This window comes from Pseudomonas sp. NPDC090752 (assembly GCF_055584805.1).
Genome location: NZ_JBVJLI010000012.1, coordinates 1 through 19,912, shown reverse-complemented (window position 1 = coordinate 19,912; position 19,912 = coordinate 1). Strand labels below are relative to the sequence as shown.

The window sequence follows — 19,912 nt, the reverse complement described above, 5'->3', positions numbered from 1 at the left end:
AAGGTCATTGTTCAGGCCGGCATGCCCGTACACCCTTGCAACTGCTACTGGTGATTGCGCTGGCGAATTGGGCCATCACTGTTGGACGCCTCGCGTGGCGTCGCAGGCAGGCAGTGGCGGTCGCCTGAGGATGTGCGATCGCCGTCCTTGGCCAGTCGGCGTATGATGCGTGCCCCGCAAACGGAGCCGCCCATGGCCAAGGACATCGACAACCCCTGCGTCTCGCTCTGCCAGCTCAACAGCGAGCTGTGCGTGAGCTGCGGCCGCACGCGCGAGGAAATCCGCAAATGGCGCGGCATGAAACGCCCGGAAAAGATGGCCACGGTGCAGCGGGCCGCTACGCGGATGAAGGCCATCGTCAAGAAAAACGCCAAGCGCAAGGGCAGTGACTGATTAACTGCTAAACTGCACGCCCCGCATTTTACCGAGCCTGCAACATGGACCCGCACTCGCTTCTTGCCTTCACCCTGGTCGCCGCAATCGCCATTGCCAGCCCCGGCCCCGCTACCCTGATGGCCATCAACAACAGCCTGGCCCATGGGCAGCGCAGTGCCATATGGTCGTCGTTGGGCAATGGCAGTGGTCTGTTCTGCCTGTCGGCGGCGGCCATGCTCGGTCTGGGTGCGTTGCTTGCCAGCTCCGAAATGCTGTTCAACGCGGTGAAGATCATCGGCGCAGGCTACCTGTTCTACCTTGGCGCTCGGCAACTGCTCAAGAAAAGCTCGGCACAAGTGGACACAACCCAGGCCAGTGCCAGCAAGCCAACCCCGCTCAAGCTCTACAAGTCGGCGTTCCTGACTGCGGTGACCAACCCTAAGGCGACGATGTTCTTCACCGCCTTGTTCCCGCAGTTCATCGACCAGGGCGCGGCATTGCTGCCGCAGTTCCTGACCCTGACCGGCATCTTCGTGGCCTTGTCGCTGGGGTCGCTCAGCCTTTACGCCGCGCTTGCTGCGCGGGCCAAGGGTGTGTTGACCCGGCCTGAATCTTCGCGTTGGGTGAACCGCGTGGTGGGGACTACGTTCATCGGTTTTGGCGCGGCGATTTTGGCCATGCGCAGGCAGACGAGCTAGTTATCACAGCGCTTTACGCGCTTCACGGGTAAAGCTGTCTTTGAATGCACTACACAGAGTGGCAATCACCTTATCGACCGAAGGGCCCTGAACCCGCGGCGGGTCAGGGCGCTCACAAAACTCTCGCCAAACGAATAGTGTCAATTCAGCGCCGTCAGTCTGGGGTTGTGCGCTTTCAATCGAGCCAAAAGCTTGCAGCGACCGGTAGCGTTCGTCCTCCCAGAACATCGTTTCAACCCAGGGGTACACGGGGATGAAATGGAAGTGAATCGAAAAGCCGGCTTCATGCCCGAAACGGCTGATGTAAAGGCGTTTGGGCTTGAGCTGGCTTTCAATCGTCTCCTGGATCCTGGCCTGCAGAACACCCAACTCTGCCAGTGCTTCCAAGGGTAGAGCTGACAAGGTATTGATCTTCTGCTTTGCGCTGAGCATCAGGTAACCAGGCAATGCACTGTCCACACGATGGTTGACAATCCAGTGCCTAGATTCGTGCAAGATGAAGCGAGGCGCAATATCCATATCGAGGCCTTGAGTGAAGTCTGGCGCAGAGTAGCAAGACGGCACGTCAGTGTCCGCACCCGTGGCATCAGGCGTCGATATCAACCTCGCTGCGAAACGTCGCCTTGTTCGCTGACTACCCATGGCATTTTTTCCGCATTGATCAGGACCCCGCCTACCCAGCGTGGTGGGGGAGCCTGATCAAGCCAATTGGCTAGCCCGTTCAGGATGCTCTGGCCAAGTTCAGTCAGCCGCAAGGTTCGCTGCGCCCAGGCCTCACCCGGCCCTTCCAGCAGCAACGGGCGCGGTGCATGGATCAACGGTTGCAGCAGCACGTGAAACATCTGGTCGCCCAGGTAAGGCAGCGGTTCATCGTGCATCATCAGCTGAGCAAAGACGCGGCCAGCGGGCAGTTCGCCTTTTTGCGCGAGAATACGCAACAGCAAACGCTCCGTGAGACTCAGGCCGTCGTTCACCCCAGGCAGCTCCTGCAGCTGTCGCGCCAATGCTGCTTTCAAGCGCGGTAAAGACGGGTGGTCCTGGCCCGCAAGGCTTGCCCAGGCGCGAGGGTCCGGGGCGGTATAGGCCGCCCACGCCTGCTTCGCCAACACCAGCGCGTCTTCACCCAAGGCCCGCCGTTGCGGCCAGAGCCAGGCAAGCAGGTCGGGGGCCAGTTGCCCAATGCCGATGAAACGCTCGACACCAGGTACCTCAGTGATTTCGATCAGTTCGAGCCGTCGCGCAAGGCAGGGCAGGCTTGCCAGAACACGAACCAGAAACAGCTGGTCGTAGGCGTCTCCTTCGCACCAGAGGACCATTTCGCTGTCGGCGTTCAGCTGTGCCAATGCCGCGCGCTGATTGGCCTGCCGCTGTTCGATGTGCACGGGGTCAAGGTTGAATGCCTGCTGCGTGTAGGCGGCACGCACCTGCCAGTACTGGTCTTCTGGCAGTGCCGGTACCGGTCCCATGACCATCGGATCGACGAACATTTGAAACGCACCGCTGAAGCCCGCAATGCGCAAGCTGTGGGCGATGTCATTGCCGCAGCGCCAATGCTGCACGCTGGCCTCGCCATCGGCGCTGAAACGTGGGTGGCGCGCCGCAAAGGCGACGGCATCTGCATGAGCCTTGAGCTTCGGCCAGCTGTGGATGGCGGGCATGCCAACTCCTTTGAGGCTCGGTCCGCCGACAAGCCGGGAGCTGGAATGAAAGGTGATGAAGCATGGCTTGGGCAACCCCTTTGCGCGGACCGCAGGCGCAGCGAACGCCCAGGGCAGACTCTAGCGGCAAGCGCGAGGTGAATCAATGTTACGTTTCCCAGGTGCGCGCGTATGATGTGTGCAGTCCGATCAAACCTGCACACCGAGTGGCACCATGAACCGACGCAAGAAAATCAATCAGCTACTGAAAGCCCACCAGAAAAAGGCTGCGGCCAAACTGGCACCGAAAAGCAAACCTAAGTACATCTGCAAGGCCGATAGGTTGAAAATGGAAGCAGAAGCTGAAGCCGCTGGCGAGCAAGGCACGGCTAGCTGAACGCGTGAAATTCACAGGGCATATTGCGCGATGCCGTTGCCGAACGACCAGTTCTCCTTGCGCACTTCGACCAGGTTGATGAACACATCTTCCATGCGCACGCCCACGTCGCGGTTGAGCCCTTCGGCGATGGCCAGGTACAGCGCTTTCTTCTGTTCCAGCGTGCGCCCTTCGCTGAGGGTGATCTGGATGAACACCTGGCCATCCGTGCGCTGGATGCCCAGGTACTGCGGGTCATAGACCAGACGATCGCCGTCGTGCTCGGTCAGTATCTGGAAGTTGTCGTGGTCGGGAACGTTGATGGTGTGCTTCAGGGCAGCATAGACGACCTTGCCAATCGACTGCAGATGGGTGGGGTCGGTATGCCGTTTGATGTCGATGCGTACCAGAGGCATAGCGGGGCTCCTTGGCCATTCAACACCTGCGAGCTTAGCCAAGGCTGAAAGAGCCGCAAGCGCGTGACCGGACGGTGGAAGTAAAAACCTGAGTAATGCCACGAGCGTTGCATTAGCATGGGTTGCCCGTCTGCCTACCGTACAGCGCAAGGGGCATCTTCCTGTATTTATCTTTGATATAGCGCCCGATGACTGTCTTCTACCTCAAGTTCCTCATCACCCCCACACTCATGCTGGCAATCTCGCTGGCGGCCAGACGCTGGGGCACCCAGATCGGTGGCCTGCTGTCTGGGCTGCCCGTCACCTCGGCGTTGGTCATGCTGTTCCTCAGCCTGGAACAGGGGCCGGGTTTTGCATTGCAGGCCGTACCGGGTGCACTGGCTGGGCTGGCGGCGGTACAGGCGGCCTATCTGTGCTACTTCCTGGTAACAAAGCGGGTATCGGCATTCACCGGCTGCATCGCGGCCCTGGCGGTTTACGCGGCAACCGCGTTCGCGATGAGCCGGCTGGGGGTAGTGGCATTGTCGGTCGCCGTGACAGTGCTACTGCTCACGCTGATCATCGTCGTCGCCTCACAAAAGGCTGAGGCCCCTGCAGCCAAGGTGGTTGCATTGCCGCGCTGGGTAATCCCGATGCGCATGCTTACAGCCACCTTGCTGTTGGTGGCAATCACCGCCAGCGCCCAATGGCTGGGGCCGGTGGCCAGCGGACTGCTGGCGCCGATCCCGGTGATCGCCTGGCCCTTGGCAGTGTTCACTCATGTACAGGGTGGCCACCACGAACTGGGAGCGATCGTGCGCGGCAATGCTATCGGCGCGGTGGGTGTCCTGGGCTTCTACCTGGCCGTCAAGAGCACGATCGTGACGCTGGGCACGGTGCCGTCCATCGCGGCTGCAGTGGTGCTGGCGGTGGTGGCCACGTTCGTGCTGGCGAAGGTGCTGGATCGGCGTTGAAGCCAACCGCTAGCCTTGAACTTGGCCTAAAGTTAGCGGCACAGCAGATGGCGCAATGAAATTATTCGGCCAAGCCACAACTATTTAGATCGACCGATGTCATTTTTCCAAGCCGGCAAGATGATCATTTCATCGGCTTGTCATTTTCAGGAGCAAACCGCACATGGCAGCACTGCACAACAGCACGTTGGACGCGATCGTTGGCAATCAGGCGCAATTAGTCGGCGACTGGCTGGGCGCGCTGGAAGCTAACGGTGCAACTCGAAATGTCCGCGAACAGGACGTGCGTCAGGACACCCGTGATTTTCTGCAGCTGATCATCGACGGCCTGCGTAACGAGAACGGTACGCAAATTGCGGCAGAAGGTTGGAACGAGATTCGCCGTTTCCTTGAGAAGCTGTCTGCCAGCCGTGCGCAGGCGGGTCAGGAGTCCCATCAGACCGCTTACTTCATCTTCGCTCTCAAAGGCCCGCTGTTCACGCTGCTGCAAGACCATTACCGAGAGCAACCGGCGTTGCTCGCCGAGCAATTGTGGGAGGTGTCGCAGCTGCTCGATGCGTTGGGCCTGCACACCATCGGCACGTACCAGAAAAGCCGCGAGGCAGTGATCAAGCGCCAACAGGAAGAGCTGCTGGAGCTGTCCACCCCCGTGGTCAAGCTGTGGGACGGCGTACTGGCCTTGCCGCTGATCGGCACCCTGGATTCGCAACGCAGCCAGACCGTGATGGAATCACTGCTGCAGCGGATCGTCGATACCGGCTCTGAGATCGCCATCATTGACATCACCGGTGTACCCACGGTGGACACCTTGGTGGCCCAGCACTTGCTCAAAACTGTGACGGCCATCCGTCTGATGGGCGCCGATTGCATCATCAGCGGCGTGCGTCCGCAGATTGCCCAGACCATCGTGCACCTGGGCCTGGACCTGGGTACGCTGACCACCAAATCCAACCTCGCCGATGCGCTGAAGCTGGCGCTGGCGCGATTGGGCACGGCCTACGGCGAGCGAGTGTGAGCTGATGGAACGCATTCCCATTCTGCAAATGGGCGAGTTCCTGCTGGTGACCATCCAGGTCGACATGCATGATCAATTGGCCCTACAGCTGCAGGAAGACCTGACCGAGCGCATCGACCACACGTCGGCCCGAGGCGTGCTGATCGACATCTCCGCATTGGACATGGTCGACTCGTTCATTGGCCGGATGATCGCCAGTATCTCTGGCCTGTCGCGGATCATGGACGCCGAAACCGTGCTGGTGGGCATGCAACCGGCAGTGGCGATCACCCTGGTGGAGCTTGGCCTGACCCTGCCCGGGGTCAGCACCGCACTCAATGTCGACCGTGGCATGAACCTGCTACGTCAGCGGGTGGGCCGCGCATGAACACTCGCGAAAGCGGTAGCCAGCCGGTGCGCATCGAACAGGACGTGGTACTGGCCCGCCAGCTCACACGCAAGATCGCCAGCGATTGTGGCATGCGCCTGGTGGACCTTACCAAGCTGGTCACGGCAGTCAGTGAGCTGGCCCGCAACACCGTGGTGTATGGCGGGGGTGGCGATATGGACTGGACGGTCATCGAAGAGGCCGGGCGTGTTGGCGTGCGCCTTGTATTTCGTGATGAGGGTCCAGGCATTGCCGACGTCAAGCTGGCCCTCACCGATGGCTGGACCTCGGGCGGCGGGCTGGGCCTGGGGCTGACCGGTGCTCGACGCCTGGTCGATGAATTCGAACTCGACACCGCTCCCGGGCAAGGTACCCGGGTAACGATCACCCGATGGACCTGAACCTGGCGGCGACCCTGACGCAGGTCTTGAAGCTTGACGATGCCAGCCAGGTCGGCCATGCACGTCGGGAAGTGCGCATGCTCGCCGAGCAGCAGGGCTTCAGCGTCGCCGATGCCGAACGAGCCGCCCTGGTGGCCACCGAGCTGGCCAGCAACGTGCTCAAGCATGCCCAGCGCGGCGAGTTGCACGTGCGCGTGCTTGCCCACGGTAATCACCCTGGAGTCGAACTGGTTGCCGTGGATCGCGCGCAAGGTTTCGACGTGCACCGTTGCCTGGTCGATGGCTACTCCACCGTTGGCACCCAGGGCACTGGTCTTGGCGCGGTCAGCCGGTTGGCGCAAGTGTTCGACGTCCATGCCGATGGGCGGGGTGCTGTGGTACTGGCGCGTCTTTACCGTCAAGGCGTACAGGGCGAAGACGTGCGTATCGGTGTCAGTCAGCATTCCTTGCACGACGACCCTGCGTGTGGTGACAGCTGGCACGTAGCGCTGGCCAATGATCGCCTGAGCGCCTTGGTGGTAGACGGCCTTGGCCACGGCGAGGAGGCTGAGCGTGCGGCCAAGGCCGGTGTCCAGGCTTTTACCCAAAGCCCGTTCAGTGCGCCGGAGCCTCTGTTGGCAGAGCTGCACCATGCCATGGCGGGCACCCGCGGTGGGGCAGTCGCCATTGCCCAGTACGACCTCTCCCGTGACAACCTCACATTCATCGGCATCGGCAATATCGGCGCGACGCTTGTGGGCGGTGAGCGGCCACGTGGCCTGGCTTCGCACCCGGGTATCGTCGGCGGTCAATACCGCAAGGGCCAAGTGTTCGACTACGCTCACGTGAAGGGAAACCTGTTGATCATGTTCAGTGACGGCCTGCAGTCCCGTTGGAATCTTCAAGCCTATCCCGGCCTCGTTTACCGTCATCCGGCAGTGATCGCCGCTGTGCTGCATCGCGATTTCTGCCGTGGTCGGGACGACGTGACGGTACTTGTCATTGATCTGGAGGCCGTGCATGGCTGAGCCAATGCCCGACAGCGGCACCCTACTGGCCGATGTGGCACGCTTGCAGGCCGAGAATCAGGCTTTGCGCGCCGAGCTCGAGGACACCAACCAGGGGGTACTGGCGCTTTATGCCGAGTTGGACACACAGGCCGAGCAGTTGCGCCAGGCCTCGGACTTGAAGAGCCGTTTTCTGTCCTACATGAGCCATGAGTTCCGCACGCCGCTGGGCTCGATCCTGAGCATTACCAGCCTGCTCGCCGATGAGGTGGACGGGCCGTTGAGCAAGGAGCAGCAATTGCAGGTGGCATTCATCAATACCGCAACGCGCGAGCTCAGCGACATGGTCGATGATCTGCTCGACCTTGCCAAGATCGACGCGGGTCGTATTACCATCTCGCCTGCCTGGTTCGACATGCTCGACCTGTTCGCCGCCCTGCGCGGCATGTTCCGCCCGATCGTCGACACCGGCACCGTTGACCTGATCTTCGAAGAGCCGCAGGGTTTGCCGAGGATGTTTACCGATGACAAGAAACTGGGGCAGATCCTGCGCAACTTCATCTCGAATGCGCTGAAGTTCACCACTCGCGGCGAAGTACGGGTTTCGGCGCAATTGCATGGCAGCGACCAGGTCCGATTCGCCGTCAGTGACACCGGTATCGGCATTGCACCTGAATTGCTCGGTGGGTTGTTCGAAGATTTCGCCCAGCTCGACTCGCCACTGCAGAAGCGCCTGCGTGGCACCGGCCTGGGCCTTTCGCTGTGCAAGCGCTTCGCCGCACTGCTCGGCGGCGAGGTGGGCGTGGACAGCGCACCGGGCGTTGGCTCGTCGTTCTTTGTCATTCTCCCCCTGGCGCTGGCCGAGGAGCGCGCTGATGAACGCTGATGTTCGCCTGCTGATCGTCGACGATAATGCGGCCACACGTTACGCACTGCGCCGACGTTTGGCGATGCACGATTACCAGGTAATGGAGGCCGGTACCGGTGGCGATGGCTTGGCGTTGATTCACAGCGAACCGATCGATGCGCTGATTCTCGACGTGAACCTGCCCGACATGAGTGGTTTCGACATCGTCAGATTGCTGCGCGCGGACCCGGCGACCGCCTTGTTGCCGGTGATTCACGTGTCGGCGGCGTCGATTCAGACCGGGGACATCATTACTGGCCTGGATGCCGGCGCCGATGCTTACCTAGTGCATCCGGTGGACCCCGACGTGCTGGTCGCGACCCTGCGTACCCTGCTGCGGGTGCGCGACACCGAGCGGGCATTGCGTGACAGCGAGGCAAGGTTTCGCGAGATTTTCAGCAATGTTTCCGCACCCATCGCCGTGTTGGATGCCGAGCTGAAAGTCCATGAATGCAACCAGGCCTTCGCCTTGCTGCTTGAAGATAACCGTAACCCCGAAGCATTGCAGGAATGCTTCGCGGACGACCAGCAGACAACCCTGGGCGCATTGCGCCAGCACTTGGCCGATGGCCAGCGCTGGCGCGGCAATCTGAGCATGACTGTGGGCGGCCAGCCGCGAGAAACCGAGTGGCAACTTTCACCCTATCGGGCACCCGGGCTATGCCTGGTGTTTGTCGAGGATGTCACCGAGCATCGGCACCGCGAGCGCTCGCACTTGGCACGCCTGGACGATGCCAATAGCCAACTGGCGCGGGAAGTGGAGCAGCGGGCGCGCTCCGAGGCGCAACTGCTGCAATTGCAGAAGATGGACGCCTTGGGCAGCCTTACCGGAGGTATTGCCCATGACTTCAACAACCTGCTGACGGGCATCATTACCAGCCTTGAGCTGATCCGCAAGCGCGTGGCGCAGAACCGTGTGGAGAAAGTGCCAAGCTACGCCGATGCCGCCCTCACGTCGGCCATGAGCGCCGCGTCGCTGACCCATCGCATGCTGGCCTTCGCCCGTCAGCAGCCGCTGGACACCCGCCCGGTGGACATCAACGAGAGAGTGCGGTCGCTGCAAGAATTGCTTACCCGGACCATCGGCGAACGCATCGTGCTGACGCTGATGCTGTCCAGCGAGCCTACGATCGCCCTGGTCGATCCGATCCAGCTCGAAAGCGCGGTGCTCAACCTGGTGATCAACGCCCGCGATGCGTTGGCCAAAGGTGGGCAGATCTGGGTGAGTACCGCCGCCGCGTGGTCGCACGGCGACCCCAATCTGCAGGATGGCCCCTATATCGCGGTGACGGTGCGCGACGATGGTTGCGGCATCGAACCGGCGCTGCTGGAAAAAGTATTCGACCCGTTCTTTACTACCAAGCCGGTGGGGCAAGGTACCGGGCTCGGGTTGTCGACCATCTACGGCTTCGCTCGCCAGTCCGGGGGGCATGTCGCGCTGCGCAGTGTTCCGGGGCAAGGCACCGAGGTTTCCCTGATGCTGCCTGCCAGCAACCAAGAGGTGGCCCGCGAAGAATGCAACCCACAACCTGAGCAAACGGGGGCGGGCGAGCATGTGCTGGTGGTTGAGGACATGGCCTCGGTTCGCTTGTCGCTGGCCGAGGTGCTGGCCGATGCGGGCTACCGCTGCACCCTCGCCGAGACCATCGAGCAAGCCCTGGATCATTTGCGTGAAGACGTCAGCATCGAGCTGCTGCTGACCGATGTCGGACTTCCAGGCATCAGTGGCCGGGAACTGGCCGACATGGCGCGGACCTACCGGCCCGGACTGCCGGTGCTGTTCATGACGGGCTATGCCGAGACGGCGCTGGAGCGCCAGGCATTCCTCGACACCGGCATGGACCTGCTGATCAAACCCTTCCAGACCGGTGAGCTGCTGGCCAAGGTGCAGAAAACGCTAGGTCATGTCAGCTGAAAGACAGGGCAGGCAGTATGTATCACTCTGTATCTAGCCCAGCGTCTCGCTTCCTTGCTTACAAATGCCGTTCCTTGCGGATACGTCACGGATACATGCCTCGGGCCAAATGAGCCAACCCGAACGAACAGCCCATAGGCCTGTTGTTCTGGCTCTTTCGCCCTAGAGGCATGACCGCGCATCCTGGCTGCGCAACAATCCGGAGACACACCATGACTCGCTTCCCTAACACGACCCGCCTTGGCCTGTTGAGCATTGCCCTGGTCGGCGGTATCAACCTGGCATCCTCGGCGTTCGCCGTTGAAGCGCTGCCCCAGGGCTACCAGCTCGCTGCCGCCGAGAAGGCCGCAGAGGGTAAGTGCGGTGAGGGCAAATGCGGCGCCGGCGCTGCCAAGGCCAAAGCCACCCAGGGCGAAGGCAAATGCGGCGAGGGCAAATGTGGCGCCAGCGGCGCTGCGGGCAAGGCTGCTCAGGCCGAAGGTAAATGCGGTGAAGGCAAGTGCGGCGATGCCTCCTTCGCCCGTACCGATGCCGACCACGATGGCCGCGTTTCCCGTGCCGAGCTGCTGGCCGTGGCGCCGGGCGCCAACGCCGAATTCGACGCGATCGATGCCAACCACGACGGCTACCTGTCCGAGGGCGAGGTGTTCCAGTTCCGCAAGCACCAGTTCGACGCCAATGGCAACCCGTTCCCGACCGACCTGTACAGCAAGCTGAGCCAAGCCAAGAACTGACCGCAACCGGCATCCTTCCCGCGCTGATTGGCCGGGGAGGGCGCTGCGTCTAAAGGATCCATCCATGAGCACTACTCTCTCTCTGCAAGGTGCCGGCCTTGGCCTGCGTCGTGGGTTGTTGCCTGAATTGTTGACCATGGCCCCTGGCGCCGTGGACTTTCTCGAATGTGCCCCGGACAACTGGATTGGCGTAGGCGGTAGCTACGGCAAAGGCCTGGCACAGCTGGCCGAGCGTTATCCGCTGGCCTGCCACGGCCTTTCATTATCGCTTGGTGGCCCAGCACCACTCGACCATGCCTTCCTACGCCAAATCCGCGATTTTCTCGACCGTTACCACGTGCCGCTGTTCAGCGAACACCTGAGTTACTGCGCCGATGACGGCCATCTCTACGACCTGATTCCCATGCCCTTCACTGACGAAGCAGTGCGCCACACTGCCGCGCGCATCAGGGAAGTGCAGGATGCCCTTGGTCGGCGCATTGCGGTGGAGAACATCTCCTACTACGCCGCGCCCTACCAGGCGATGAGCGAAATCGATTTCCTTCGCGCGGTCCTCGACGAGGCCGATTGCGACCTGCTGCTGGACATCAACAATGTGATCGTCAATGCCTGCAATCACCGCTATGACGCTGCCGATTTCCTCGCCCGTGTGCCGGCCGAGCGCGTGGCGTGCCTGCACGTGGCCGGGCACTACGACGAAGCGCCGGACCTGAAGATCGATACCCACGGTGCGCCTGTGAAGGCGGATGTCTGGAGCCTGCTGGCCAGTGCCTACCAGCAGCTGGGTAGCGTGCCGACCTTGCTGGAGCGCGACTTCAACTTACCGTCGTTGCCCGAATTGCTGACTGAAGTGGACTGCATCCGCGGGTTGCAATTCGCCGCCCAAGCGCCGGAGGTGCGCCATGGCTGAGACCCTGCGCGAGCAGCAGTTGCGCATGACTGGCTTCATTCGAGACCCGCAGGCCAACCCGCCGCCGCCGGGTATCGAGGCACGGCGCCTAGGGGTTTATCGGCAACTGTTCTTCGGCAACATGCAGTCGCTGCTGGCCGGCAGCTTCCCAGTGTTGCATGCCAGCCTGACGAGCGCGCGGTGGCAGGCGCTGATCGAAGATTTCTACACCAACCATCGTTGCCAGACGCCGTTGTTCACCGAGGTGGCCGGTGAGCTGGTGGGCTACCTGCAAACCCGTGCCGACCTTCCCGGCTGGGTGGCAGAGCTGGCCCATTACGAATGGATCGAGACGGTGTTGTTGCTCAGCGACGATAGCGAGCCCGAGCATGACCCTGATGGGGATCTGCTCGAGGGTGTGCCGCTGCTGTCCAACCTGGCTGTGCCGCTGGCCTATACCTGGCCAGTCAGCCACATTGGCCCTGGGAACATTCCTCTGCTGGCGCCGACGGAGCCAACCCTGCTGCTGGCCAGCCGTGGTGCCGACTTCAAGGTGCACTTCTCGCGCCTGGCGCCACTGGCTCATGCGTTGCTGATGTCGATACAAGGGCAGCAGCTCAGTGGCCGTGAGCACCTTGCAGCGTTGGCAGCGCTTGCCGACATCGAGCTTAAAGACATTGAGTCTCAGGGGCTGGAGCTGATGCATAACCTCAGATCTCAAAACATAGTGCACACGAAGCGATGAGTGATTCACGAAATGTGAACTTATAGTGCACTGAATGCCAGTTGATGCTCGATTTTGTATGGATATCCTGTTGTTAACGCTGCCATCGCAGTGATTAACAACAAGGGTACGTACTCGTGATCAGCACCCCAAGAACGCTTTACCAGAAGCACATCGACTCCCACGCCGTCTGTGAGCTGGACGATCAGGGGCATGTGCTCCTGTACATCGATCGTCAAGTCGCCAACGAGTACACCAGCCCCCAAGCGTTCAGCGGGCTGCGCGAGGCGGGGCGCAAAGTCTGGAGGCCATCCGCGACGCTGTGCGTGGTCGACCACGTCAACCCCACAGCCCCGGAGCGTATTGCCGACATGCCTGATGCCGGAGGCGCACTTCAGGTCAGTTACTTCGAACAGAACTGTCGTGATTTCGGCATCGAGCTGTTCGACGTGTTGGACAAGCGCCAAGGCATCGAGCATGTGGTCGCCCCAGAGCAGGGCTTCATCCTTCCAGGCATGGTCGTGGCTGCCGGTGACAGTCATACCACCACCTACGGTGCGCTCGGTGCGTTCGGGTTCGGCATCGGCACCTCGGAAATCGAGCACCTCTTGGCCACCCAAACCCTGGTGTACAAACGCCTGAAAACCATGCGAGTCACGGTGGAAGGCGTACCTGGACGCGGGTTGGTGTCCAAGGACATCATCATGGAACTCATTCGCCAGATTGGCGCTGCCGGGGCAACGGGATACGCCATCGAATTCGCCGGGCCAGCCATCCGCGCGTTGAGTGTGGAAGCGCGCATGACCATCTGTAACATGGCGGTCGAGGCGGGCGCTCGGGGTGCCTTCATGGCGCCCGACGAGAAGGTCTTCGCCTACCTCGACGGCAAACCACGTGTGCCGAAGGGCGCCCTGTGGGAGGCGGCGGTTGAACAGTGGAAAACCCTTTACTCCGATCCTGAGGCTGCGTTCGATCTAGAAGTCAGGATGCATATCGCTGACCTGCAGCCGATGGTCACGTGGGGCACCAGCCCGGATCAAGCAGCGTCCATCACCGATACCGTACCCGATCCCTTGCAGGAGCCTGATCTCATTCTCCGGCAGGACCTGCAACGCGCATTGCGTTACATGGGGTTGCAGCCGGGCGCTCCTCTGGAAGGTATTCAAATCAGCCATGCGTTCATTGGATCGTGCACCAACGCCCGGATCGAAGATCTGCGCGACGCAGCGCGGGTGGTGAAGGGGCGCACGGTCGCAGAGGGTGTGCGCGCCATGATCGTCCCAGGCTCTACGTTGGTCCGTGACCAAGCTGAATCTGAGGGGCTTGCACAAGTCTTCCGTGATGCGGGCTTCGAATGGCGACAGTCTGGTTGCTCGATGTGCCTGGCCATGAACGATGACGTGCTCAATCCCGGTGACCGCTGCGCATCCAGTACCAATCGCAACTTCGAAGGTCGTCAGGGGGCAGGCGCCCGCACTCACCTCATGAGCCCCGCAATGGTTGCCGCAGCCGCGGTTACTGGCCACTTGGTCGATGTACGTTCTTTGGCGTTGGAGGCATGAACATGGAACCTTTCAAATTCGTAGAGGGCCACGCAGCGCCAATGCTGGCGGCCAACGTAGATACCGACGTGATCATGCCCAAGCAGTTTCTCAAAGGCATCGACCGCAGTGGGTTGGACCGAGGGGTGTTCTTCGATCTGCGGTTCCTCGCAGACGGCACTGCTCATCCAGATTTCGTGTTGAACCAGGCGCCGTGGAATAACGCCTCATTCCTGGTGGTCGGGCCTAATTTTGGCTGTGGGTCCAGTCGCGAGCATGCGGTGTGGGGGCTCAAGCAGCTCGGCATCCGTGCGCTGATCGGTACAAGCTTTGCAGGTATTTTCTACGACAACTGCCAGCGCAATGGGGTGCTGACCATTGAGCTGTCACCCACCGAATTGAAAGAGCTGGGCCAAGTCGTGGGTGAGCCAGGTAGCGCATGCATCGCAATTGATCTTGAAGCACAGCACATTTTGTTGGTGGATGGTCGCGCTATTGCCTTCACCATCGACTCACTGCGGAAGGAGGCGCTGATGCTTGGGCTCGATGCTATCGGCACAACGCTCCAGCGCCATGAAGAGATCCGTGCGTTCGAATCGCGCCACCTTCAAAGCAATCCTTGGTTGGCCTGAAAAGATGAACGCCCGGGGTGTGGTTCAGTCTGCCCTCAGTCGACTGAACCATGCTTCGAGGAACTCAACGCATGCCCGCAGCTTCCCTGACTCTGCAAGCCGGGTAGGGTAGACCGCCCAGACATTCGCGCTTTGACTGTAATCATGTAGCACTTGCACCAGTCGGCCCTGTTCGAGCAGCGGTTTAACGTCCCACATAGAACGGAGTAACAAGCCACGGTGTTTGAGTGCCCACTGCAAAACGATTTCACCGTTGTTTGAAGACAATTGGCCGTTTACCCGTACCGCGATTGTTTTCTGGCCGTTACGCAACTGCCACACACCAAAGCTGTTATTACGCTCTTTCAGTACCAGGCAGTCGTGATCCGCCAAGTCTTCGATTGTGTGAGGTGTGCCCCTGCGCGCCAAGTATTCAGGGGTGGCACAGATCACCCGCCGATTGGCCACGAGTTGCCGGCCGATATGCTGACCTGGGATGTCATCGCCCACACGAATTTCCAGGTCGAAGCCTTCGGATACGATGTCAACGACACGATCGAATACATCGACACGCACTTCAAGGTCTGGGTACTCGATTGCCAGCTCGGCGATGGCTGGCGCTACGTAGTTTCGTCCGAAGCCGAAGCTGCTACAGATATGCAGACGGCCCCTTGGCGCCTTGCGCACCTGGCTCAGATCACCCATGAAATCATCAATGTCATTGAGGATTCTGGTCGCCCATTGCTCGGCCCGCACGCCGGTATCGGTCAGGGCTATACGGCGGGTTGATCGATGGATGAGCTTCGTCCCCAGTGTTTCCTCCAAAATCTTGATGCGCTTGCTCACGTAGGCAGGCGATTGTTGTAGCTCTGCTGCAGCGCCTGCAAAGCTGGATTTGCGGATAACGGTGAGGAACACCCGCAGGTCGTCAGGTAGCGGTGTTTCTTCATGAATCGTGTTCATAGGCTTTATGGAGTTCGTATTTTTCCACGGTTCGTCAAAGGATAGCATGGGCTTAGTCTCGGAAACCCGTGATCCGAGCCGATGCATTTCTCCTCACACAACAATAATCGAGGACTTCCGTATGACCTCCGTTACCCTTGCCTCTCAACCCAAGCGCCGCTTCAGCGCATTGATGGAGTACGAAATCGGGGTGATCCCACTTCCGTATTTCCTGGGTATCTCGATCATTGTGTTCATGTCCGCCCATTTTGGATTGTTGCCCAAGAGCATGATCGGTGGCTTGGCCGTCATCATGACGCTGGGTATGCTCCTGGGGCAGATCGGGCAGCGCTTACCCATCCTCAAAGATATTGGCGGCGGCGCGATTCTCTGTTTATTGCTTCCCTCCGTACTGGTGTTCCACGGTTTCTTCGGTAGCGCGACTATCGATGCCACCAAGATGCTGATGAAGGATGCCAACTTTCTTTATTTCGTCATTGCCAGCCTGGTCGTTGGCAGCATCCTGGGGATGAATCGTACGATTCTGGTGCAGGGTATGATCCGTATGTTCGTTCCGCTGGTGGCGGGTACGGTAGCCGCGATTTCGGCAGGCATTCTCGTAGGTGTTGGCTTCGGCTATACCGTGCACCATACGGTCTTCTACATTATTGTCCCCATCATTGGCGGTGGCATTGGTGAGGGTATCTTGCCGCTGTCATTGGCTTATGCGCATATCTTGGGAGGCACCCCAGAGCAATTTGTAGCGCAGTTGGTCCCCGCGGCGGTGGTTGGCAATATTGTGGCGATCATTTGTGCGGGCGTCCTCGCCCGGCTCGCTAGCCGCAAGCCCCATCTGAATGGTGACGGTGTCCTGATTCGCGCAAAAGAAGAAAACGACAAGTTCAAAGTCGAAGAGCAGGACGACAATGGCATCGACTTCCGTTACATGGGAGCCGGGGTCCTGCTGATTTGTGCCTTCTTTGTCCTGGGCGGCCTGCTGGAGAAAGTGGTTCATATCCCCGGCCCGGTCATGATGATCGTTGTAGCTGTCTTGTTCAAATACCTGCGGGTACTGCCTGATCGCTTGGAAAACGGCAGCAAGAAGTTCTACAAACTGGTTTCGACCGTGTTTATCTGGCCAACGATGATTGGCTTGGGAATGCTGTATGTGCCGCTGGAAAGCGTGGCAAGTGTGTTCTCGGTCGGCTATGTCATGGTGTGTATCGCGGTCGTGGTCGCCATGGCGCTAGCAGGTTTCCTGGTCGGCAACCTGCTGAACATGTACCCCATCGAGTCAGCCATCGTGACGTGTTGCCACAGTGGTTTGGGCGGCACCGGTGATGTCGCGATCCTCTCTGCTTGCAACCGCATGTCACTGATGCCTTTTGCTCAGATTTCTACGCGTATCGGTGGCGCTTCGACCGTTATTGGCGCCACCCTCCTGTTGGGACTTTGGCACTGAGGGGTGAAGGCCAGGCATTGGGCGAACGTGCCGTTGGTGCCAGCCCGTCAAGCAACAGGCGTACGGAGGACGTGGAGCCAGTCTCGACCTGAGCTAGCGGCGATAGTAGTGGTGGTCGGCCTCATAACGATGGTGCATGGCCCGATCATGGTGGCGCTGCCAGTCGCGGCGGCGTTCGGCTTCACGGCGCGCCTGCTCCCGACGCCATTGCTCCCGGCGCCAGTTCTCGCGGCGCCAGTCGTCACGACGGTCATGCCGGTAGCCGTCGTGGTGGTAACGGTCATCATGGGCCAGCAGCGTGGCGGGCTGCTGTGCGGTCACGCTTGCCAGGCTCGGCCAGGGGTTGTTTGGGGCCTGCACAGGCGTTACTTCGGTTACTGGGACTGGCGTTGACGCCTTCATGGGTGTTGCAGATGCCGAGCCCATTGCCGCGAACGCGAACAGGCCGAACAGCACTATCCGTGGGACATGGATTTTCATGAGCGAAGACAACCTCTGCTGGAAATTGGGCGTTAGGCCATGCGCTAGGGAAAAGCTGCATGAGCCTGATCACATAGACCAGCAAAGCGGAAAAAGTTCGGGAAAACCGCTACTTAAATGGCAAGGCTGTGCTACCGACAGTTGGCAGAATGCGCTCAAGGCCTGGCTTGAGCGGTATACTTCGCGCCTTTGCCAATGCCCCGGAGAAGTTCATGCGGCAGGTTTTGCTAATCGTCGATGTCCAGTCCACATTCAGCCCGCCGGAGTGGCTGGTGGACGGCGTGCGTGCATTATCCGCGACGATCCCGACCATCGCCTCGGTCGAGCTGCATGACGAGCAGGCGACCCCGTTCAATCGGCAACTCGGCTGGCACCCTGCGGCAGAAGACGAGAGCCTGGTCGAGGCCGACAAGGTCTTTATCAAGCACGGTTATGGGCAGACCGCCGAGACCCTCGACTACATCTGCCAGCTAGGTGCCGAGCGGGTGCTGGTCTGCGGGCTGCAGACCGAGACCTGCGTGTTGGCCGCCGGCTTCGCACTGTTCGATGCGGGTTTGATGCCGACGTTGATCACAGACTTGACGGTGGGGTCTTCCCTGGACCGCTCAGGCAAGCTGGGGATCGAACTGTGGAAGCACCATTTCGGCAAACTCACCACTCGGGCCGAGGTGCTGGCCGGTCGCTGATCCAGACCAGCGGGCGAGAGGGGGCATGGCTGGCCATGTGCTTGAACGTTTCTGATTCGAGCATCGCCTTGAGCTGGTTGCCCAGGGTCAGCATGCGCTCGGCAAAGTCCGGGTTGATGCTGCCGCTGTCTTCCAGCGACCAATCGCTGCCGGCATCCTGGATCGCCAGGTGGTACTGACCGTCGTTACTGACGGCCAGGATTATCGCGTAGTGTGGGGGGAGAAGGCTGGCCAGGCTTTGCTGAACCAGGTCTATTTCTTCTTGTTGCATGGAGAGAGTCTGCCAGGCGAATTCTAGGGGACGCCAGCTTAGAAAAGCGGACTGTCAATTTGGGTTAAGCCGGAGTAAAAGCGGGTAATACCTCGTACTAGCGGCTTCAGCCGCGAACACCGGCGAAGCCGGTGCCATCCACCGCGTCGTTGGCTTCGCGGATAAATCCGCTCCTACAGGTTAGGTGTCCAGCCGCGGCGGAGTTAGAACGTCTGCCCCAGCGAGAACTGGAATACTTGGGTTTCAGCGCCCTCCGGCTTCTTCACCGGTGTGGCCAGGCTGAACGTCAGCGGCCCCATCGGGCTGTACCAGGTCACTCCGACGCCCAGTGACACCGCCAACTGATCAAGGCCCACGCTGCCACACCCTTGCGTGGTGGACAGGTAGCAGGTGTCGGAATACACGTTGCCGGCATCGACGAACACCGAACTGCGCAACTGGCGCTGGTCCTTGATGAAGGGCATCGGGAAGATGTACTCGGCGCCGCCGGTCACCAGGATGTTACCGCCCAACGCATCGGTGTCGCGGTCAGAGTAATAGGCCTGGCCGGCGCTGGCATAGGTGCCGGTCGCCGGTGTGTTGCGCGGCCCCAGCGACCCATCCTTGAAGCCGCGCACCGAACCCTGACCACCGGCGGTGTAGTTCTCGTAGAACGGCAGGCCGTCGGTGGAGCCGTAGCCATTGCCATAACCCAGGCTGGTATGCAGACGCAGGGTGGTGCGGTCGCTGAGCGGCAGGTAGGTCTGGCCGTTGTAGTCGAGCTTATAGAACGACAGGTCGCTGCCGGGTGTCGTGGCCATCAGCGTGAGGCTCTGCGAGTGGCCACGGGTCGCCAGCACGCCTTTGTTCAGGGTCGATTCGGACCAGCCGATCGAGGCCTTGAGGTTGTTGAAACTCTCGCCTTCGCGCTGGATGAAGTCGTAGATCTCATCGGCGCTGTAGGTGCCGGGGGAAATGTCGTCGTGCTGCAGGGTCAGGCCGTAGGTCAGGCGTGAGGTTTCGCTGATCGGGTAGCCCAGGCTGACGCCTGCGCCATAGCTGTTGATGGCGTAGTAGGAGACGCCGTCGTCGTAGTAGTCGCTGTAGTCGGTGCTGCTGTAGAACAGGTTGTAGCCCAGGCTGACACCGTCAGCCGTGAAGTAGGGGTTGGTGAAGCCGAAGTTGTACTTGGTCTGGTATTCGGAGCGGGTCAGGCCGATCGACACCTTGTTACCGGTACCGAGGAAGTTGGTCTGGCTGATCGAACCGCCGAGGATCAGGCCGGCGCTCTGGGCGAAGCCGACGCTGGCGGTGATCGAGCCGGAAGCCTGCTCTTCGACGCTGTAGTTGACGTCGACCTGGTCGTCGGTGCTGGCTACCTGCGGGGTTTCGACGTTGACTTCCTTGAAGAAGCCCAGGCGCTCCAGACGGGTCTTGGACTGGTCGATCAGATAGGTCGAGGCCCAGCCACCTTCCATCTGGCGCATTTCGCGGCGCAGCACTTCGTCTTCGGTCTTGGTGTTGCCGCGGTAGTTGATGCGGTTGAC

The 19,912-nt window shown here is 60.6% G+C and carries 24 protein-coding genes; 17 read left to right on the top strand and 7 right to left on the bottom strand.

Features of this window, described 5'->3' with window-relative positions; all coding sequences use genetic code 11:
• Nucleotides 1-192 precede the first annotated feature (192 nt).
• Nucleotides 193-393 (top strand): DUF1289 domain-containing protein, encoded by a 201-nt coding sequence (locus tag ACZ6YA_RS16930; protein ID WP_465898254.1) that lies wholly within the window; start codon nucleotides 193-195, stop codon nucleotides 391-393.
• Between the two features lie 44 nt (nucleotides 394-437).
• A complete protein-coding gene (locus ACZ6YA_RS16925; protein ID WP_465898253.1) occupies nucleotides 438-1,073 on the top strand; it encodes a LysE family translocator in 636 nt (211 codons plus the stop codon).
• A 3-nt stretch (nucleotides 1,074-1,076) separates the two neighbouring features.
• Here ACZ6YA_RS16925 and ACZ6YA_RS16920 read toward each other — a convergent pair whose 3' ends face one another.
• Together ACZ6YA_RS16920 and ACZ6YA_RS16915 are read right to left on the bottom strand one after the other, a co-directional pair.
• Nucleotides 1,077-1,592, bottom strand: coding sequence for an HIT family protein (locus ACZ6YA_RS16920; RefSeq protein ID WP_465898252.1), 516 nt, complete (start codon nucleotides 1,590-1,592; stop codon nucleotides 1,077-1,079).
• Between the two features lie 80 nt (nucleotides 1,593-1,672).
• A complete protein-coding gene (locus tag ACZ6YA_RS16915; protein WP_465898251.1) occupies nucleotides 1,673-2,731 on the bottom strand; it encodes a DUF1835 domain-containing protein in 1,059 nt (352 codons plus the stop codon).
• Nucleotides 2,732-2,945: 214 nt separating this feature from the next.
• Here ACZ6YA_RS16915 and ACZ6YA_RS16910 point away from each other — a divergent pair, with 214 nt between their 5' ends.
• Entirely contained in the window at nucleotides 2,946-3,107 is a 162-nt protein-coding gene (locus ACZ6YA_RS16910) for a DUF2986 domain-containing protein (protein ID WP_403129336.1), read from the top strand.
• A gap of 11 nt (nucleotides 3,108-3,118) precedes the next feature.
• Here the strand turns inward: ACZ6YA_RS16910 and ACZ6YA_RS16905 are convergent, their stop codons facing one another.
• Nucleotides 3,119-3,502: a tautomerase family protein gene (locus ACZ6YA_RS16905; RefSeq protein WP_465898250.1), complete on the bottom strand. Its 384-nt coding sequence runs from the start codon at nucleotides 3,500-3,502 to the stop codon at nucleotides 3,119-3,121.
• 188 nt (nucleotides 3,503-3,690) lie between these two features.
• On the opposite strand from ACZ6YA_RS16905, the gene ACZ6YA_RS16900 reads away from it, so the two are divergent.
• The 12 genes from ACZ6YA_RS16900 to leuD all read left to right on the top strand — a co-directional run bounded on the left by ACZ6YA_RS16900 (nucleotide 3,691) and on the right by leuD (nucleotide 14,566).
• The gene (locus ACZ6YA_RS16900; RefSeq protein ID WP_465898249.1) at nucleotides 3,691-4,455 is read left to right on the top strand and encodes a hypothetical protein; all 765 of its coding nucleotides are present in this window, start codon (nucleotides 3,691-3,693) and stop codon (nucleotides 4,453-4,455) included.
• 163 nt (nucleotides 4,456-4,618) lie between these two features.
• Nucleotides 4,619-5,470 carry an STAS domain-containing protein gene (locus tag ACZ6YA_RS16895; protein ID WP_465898248.1) on the top strand — a complete coding sequence of 284 codons (852 nt, stop codon included), beginning with the start codon at nucleotides 4,619-4,621 and terminating at the stop codon, nucleotides 5,468-5,470.
• A gap of 4 nt (nucleotides 5,471-5,474) precedes the next feature.
• The gene (locus tag ACZ6YA_RS16890) at nucleotides 5,475-5,837 is read left to right on the top strand and encodes an STAS domain-containing protein (protein WP_465898247.1); all 363 of its coding nucleotides are present in this window, start codon (nucleotides 5,475-5,477) and stop codon (nucleotides 5,835-5,837) included.
• Nucleotides 5,834-6,238: an anti-sigma regulatory factor gene (locus tag ACZ6YA_RS16885; RefSeq protein WP_465898246.1), complete on the top strand. Its 405-nt coding sequence runs from the start codon at nucleotides 5,834-5,836 to the stop codon at nucleotides 6,236-6,238. The genes ACZ6YA_RS16890 and ACZ6YA_RS16885 overlap by 4 nt, the downstream gene beginning before the upstream one ends.
• Nucleotides 6,229-7,245 carry an ATP-binding protein gene (locus ACZ6YA_RS16880; protein WP_465898245.1) on the top strand — a complete coding sequence of 339 codons (1,017 nt, stop codon included), beginning with the start codon at nucleotides 6,229-6,231 and terminating at the stop codon, nucleotides 7,243-7,245. The genes ACZ6YA_RS16885 and ACZ6YA_RS16880 overlap by 10 nt, the downstream gene beginning before the upstream one ends.
• Nucleotides 7,238-8,110, top strand: a complete 873-nt coding sequence (locus ACZ6YA_RS16875; protein ID WP_465898244.1) for a sensor histidine kinase — start codon at nucleotides 7,238-7,240, stop codon at nucleotides 8,108-8,110. The genes ACZ6YA_RS16880 and ACZ6YA_RS16875 overlap by 8 nt, the downstream gene beginning before the upstream one ends.
• Complete coding sequence (locus ACZ6YA_RS16870; protein WP_465898243.1) at nucleotides 8,100-10,046, top strand: response regulator; 1,947 nt, start codon at nucleotides 8,100-8,102, stop codon at nucleotides 10,044-10,046. The genes ACZ6YA_RS16875 and ACZ6YA_RS16870 overlap by 11 nt, the downstream gene beginning before the upstream one ends.
• A 212-nt stretch (nucleotides 10,047-10,258) precedes the next feature.
• Entirely contained in the window at nucleotides 10,259-10,780 is a 522-nt protein-coding gene (locus tag ACZ6YA_RS16865; RefSeq protein WP_465898242.1) for an HvfA family oxazolone/thioamide-modified RiPP metallophore, read from the top strand.
• Between the two features lie 64 nt (nucleotides 10,781-10,844).
• Complete coding sequence (locus ACZ6YA_RS16860; RefSeq protein ID WP_465898241.1) at nucleotides 10,845-11,690, top strand: HvfB family MNIO-type RiPP peptide maturase; 846 nt, start codon at nucleotides 10,845-10,847, stop codon at nucleotides 11,688-11,690.
• Nucleotides 11,683-12,414, top strand: coding sequence for an HvfC family RiPP maturation protein (locus ACZ6YA_RS16855; RefSeq protein WP_465898240.1), 732 nt, complete (start codon nucleotides 11,683-11,685; stop codon nucleotides 12,412-12,414). The genes ACZ6YA_RS16860 and ACZ6YA_RS16855 overlap by 8 nt, the downstream gene beginning before the upstream one ends.
• Nucleotides 12,415-12,533: 119 nt before the next feature.
• Nucleotides 12,534-13,955, top strand: a complete 1,422-nt coding sequence (gene leuC / locus ACZ6YA_RS16850) for a 3-isopropylmalate dehydratase large subunit (RefSeq protein WP_465898395.1) — start codon at nucleotides 12,534-12,536, stop codon at nucleotides 13,953-13,955.
• Nucleotides 13,952-14,566, top strand: coding sequence for a 3-isopropylmalate dehydratase small subunit (gene leuD, locus ACZ6YA_RS16845; protein ID WP_465898239.1), 615 nt, complete (start codon nucleotides 13,952-13,954; stop codon nucleotides 14,564-14,566). The genes leuC and leuD overlap by 4 nt, the downstream gene beginning before the upstream one ends.
• A gap of 24 nt (nucleotides 14,567-14,590) precedes the next feature.
• Here the strand turns inward: leuD and ACZ6YA_RS16840 are convergent, their stop codons facing one another.
• Nucleotides 14,591-15,508, bottom strand: a complete 918-nt coding sequence (locus ACZ6YA_RS16840) for a LysR substrate-binding domain-containing protein (protein WP_465898394.1) — start codon at nucleotides 15,506-15,508, stop codon at nucleotides 14,591-14,593.
• A gap of 121 nt (nucleotides 15,509-15,629) precedes the next feature.
• Here ACZ6YA_RS16840 and ACZ6YA_RS16835 point away from each other — a divergent pair, with 121 nt between their 5' ends.
• Nucleotides 15,630-16,949 carry a 2-hydroxycarboxylate transporter family protein gene (locus tag ACZ6YA_RS16835; RefSeq protein ID WP_465898238.1) on the top strand — a complete coding sequence of 440 codons (1,320 nt, stop codon included), beginning with the start codon at nucleotides 15,630-15,632 and terminating at the stop codon, nucleotides 16,947-16,949.
• A 93-nt stretch (nucleotides 16,950-17,042) separates the two neighbouring features.
• Here the strand turns inward: ACZ6YA_RS16835 and ACZ6YA_RS16830 are convergent, their stop codons facing one another.
• Nucleotides 17,043-17,429: a hypothetical protein gene (locus tag ACZ6YA_RS16830; RefSeq protein WP_465898237.1), complete on the bottom strand. Its 387-nt coding sequence runs from the start codon at nucleotides 17,427-17,429 to the stop codon at nucleotides 17,043-17,045.
• 212 nt (nucleotides 17,430-17,641) lie between these two features.
• Between ACZ6YA_RS16830 and ACZ6YA_RS16825 the strand changes: the two genes are divergently transcribed.
• Nucleotides 17,642-18,115 carry an isochorismatase family protein gene (locus ACZ6YA_RS16825; RefSeq protein WP_465898236.1) on the top strand — a complete coding sequence of 158 codons (474 nt, stop codon included), beginning with the start codon at nucleotides 17,642-17,644 and terminating at the stop codon, nucleotides 18,113-18,115.
• Here ACZ6YA_RS16825 and ACZ6YA_RS16820 read toward each other — a convergent pair.
• On the bottom strand, nucleotides 18,081-18,386 hold the full coding sequence (locus ACZ6YA_RS16820) for a hypothetical protein (protein ID WP_465898235.1): 306 nt from the start codon (nucleotides 18,384-18,386) through the stop codon (nucleotides 18,081-18,083). The genes ACZ6YA_RS16825 and ACZ6YA_RS16820 overlap by 35 nt on opposite strands.
• 203 nt (nucleotides 18,387-18,589) lie before the next feature.
• Nucleotides 18,590-19,912: outer membrane protein assembly factor BamA (gene bamA, locus ACZ6YA_RS16815; protein ID WP_465898234.1), on the bottom strand; the 1,323-nt coding region annotated here is incomplete at its 5' end.

Excerpts from the sequence above, each read along its gene's own strand:
- ACZ6YA_RS16925 (WP_465898253.1), top strand. The coding sequence starts at position 438 with ATGGACCCGCACTCGCTTCTTGCCTTCACCCTGGTCGCCGCAATCGCC.
- ACZ6YA_RS16930 (WP_465898254.1), top strand. The coding sequence starts at position 193 with ATGGCCAAGGACATCGACAACCCCTGCGTCTCGCTCTGCCAGCTCAAC.
- ACZ6YA_RS16885 (WP_465898246.1), top strand. The coding sequence starts at position 5,834 with ATGAACACTCGCGAAAGCGGTAGCCAGCCGGTGCGCATCGAACAGGAC.
- ACZ6YA_RS16820 (WP_465898235.1), bottom strand. The coding sequence starts at position 18,386 with ATGCAACAAGAAGAAATAGACCTGGTTCAGCAAAGCCTGGCCAGCCTT.
- ACZ6YA_RS16870 (WP_465898243.1), top strand. The coding sequence starts at position 8,100 with ATGAACGCTGATGTTCGCCTGCTGATCGTCGACGATAATGCGGCCACA.
- ACZ6YA_RS16860 (WP_465898241.1), top strand. The coding sequence starts at position 10,845 with ATGAGCACTACTCTCTCTCTGCAAGGTGCCGGCCTTGGCCTGCGTCGT.
- ACZ6YA_RS16880 (WP_465898245.1), top strand. The coding sequence starts at position 6,229 with ATGGACCTGAACCTGGCGGCGACCCTGACGCAGGTCTTGAAGCTTGAC.
- ACZ6YA_RS16900 (WP_465898249.1), top strand. The coding sequence starts at position 3,691 with ATGACTGTCTTCTACCTCAAGTTCCTCATCACCCCCACACTCATGCTG.
- ACZ6YA_RS16835 (WP_465898238.1), top strand. The coding sequence starts at position 15,630 with ATGACCTCCGTTACCCTTGCCTCTCAACCCAAGCGCCGCTTCAGCGCA.
- ACZ6YA_RS16840 (WP_465898394.1), bottom strand. The coding sequence starts at position 15,508 with ATGAACACGATTCATGAAGAAACACCGCTACCTGACGACCTGCGGGTG.
- ACZ6YA_RS16865 (WP_465898242.1), top strand. The coding sequence starts at position 10,259 with ATGACTCGCTTCCCTAACACGACCCGCCTTGGCCTGTTGAGCATTGCC.
- ACZ6YA_RS16915 (WP_465898251.1), bottom strand. The coding sequence starts at position 2,731 with ATGCCCGCCATCCACAGCTGGCCGAAGCTCAAGGCTCATGCAGATGCC.
- ACZ6YA_RS16890 (WP_465898247.1), top strand. The coding sequence starts at position 5,475 with ATGGAACGCATTCCCATTCTGCAAATGGGCGAGTTCCTGCTGGTGACC.
- ACZ6YA_RS16895 (WP_465898248.1), top strand. The coding sequence starts at position 4,619 with ATGGCAGCACTGCACAACAGCACGTTGGACGCGATCGTTGGCAATCAG.
- ACZ6YA_RS16910 (WP_403129336.1), top strand. The coding sequence starts at position 2,946 with ATGAACCGACGCAAGAAAATCAATCAGCTACTGAAAGCCCACCAGAAA.
- ACZ6YA_RS16905 (WP_465898250.1), bottom strand. The coding sequence starts at position 3,502 with ATGCCTCTGGTACGCATCGACATCAAACGGCATACCGACCCCACCCAT.
- ACZ6YA_RS16830 (WP_465898237.1), bottom strand. The coding sequence starts at position 17,429 with ATGAAAATCCATGTCCCACGGATAGTGCTGTTCGGCCTGTTCGCGTTC.
- ACZ6YA_RS16825 (WP_465898236.1), top strand. The coding sequence starts at position 17,642 with ATGCGGCAGGTTTTGCTAATCGTCGATGTCCAGTCCACATTCAGCCCG.
- leuD (WP_465898239.1), top strand. The coding sequence starts at position 13,952 with ATGAACATGGAACCTTTCAAATTCGTAGAGGGCCACGCAGCGCCAATG.
- ACZ6YA_RS16875 (WP_465898244.1), top strand. The coding sequence starts at position 7,238 with ATGGCTGAGCCAATGCCCGACAGCGGCACCCTACTGGCCGATGTGGCA.
- ACZ6YA_RS16855 (WP_465898240.1), top strand. The coding sequence starts at position 11,683 with ATGGCTGAGACCCTGCGCGAGCAGCAGTTGCGCATGACTGGCTTCATT.
- ACZ6YA_RS16920 (WP_465898252.1), bottom strand. The coding sequence starts at position 1,592 with ATGGATATTGCGCCTCGCTTCATCTTGCACGAATCTAGGCACTGGATT.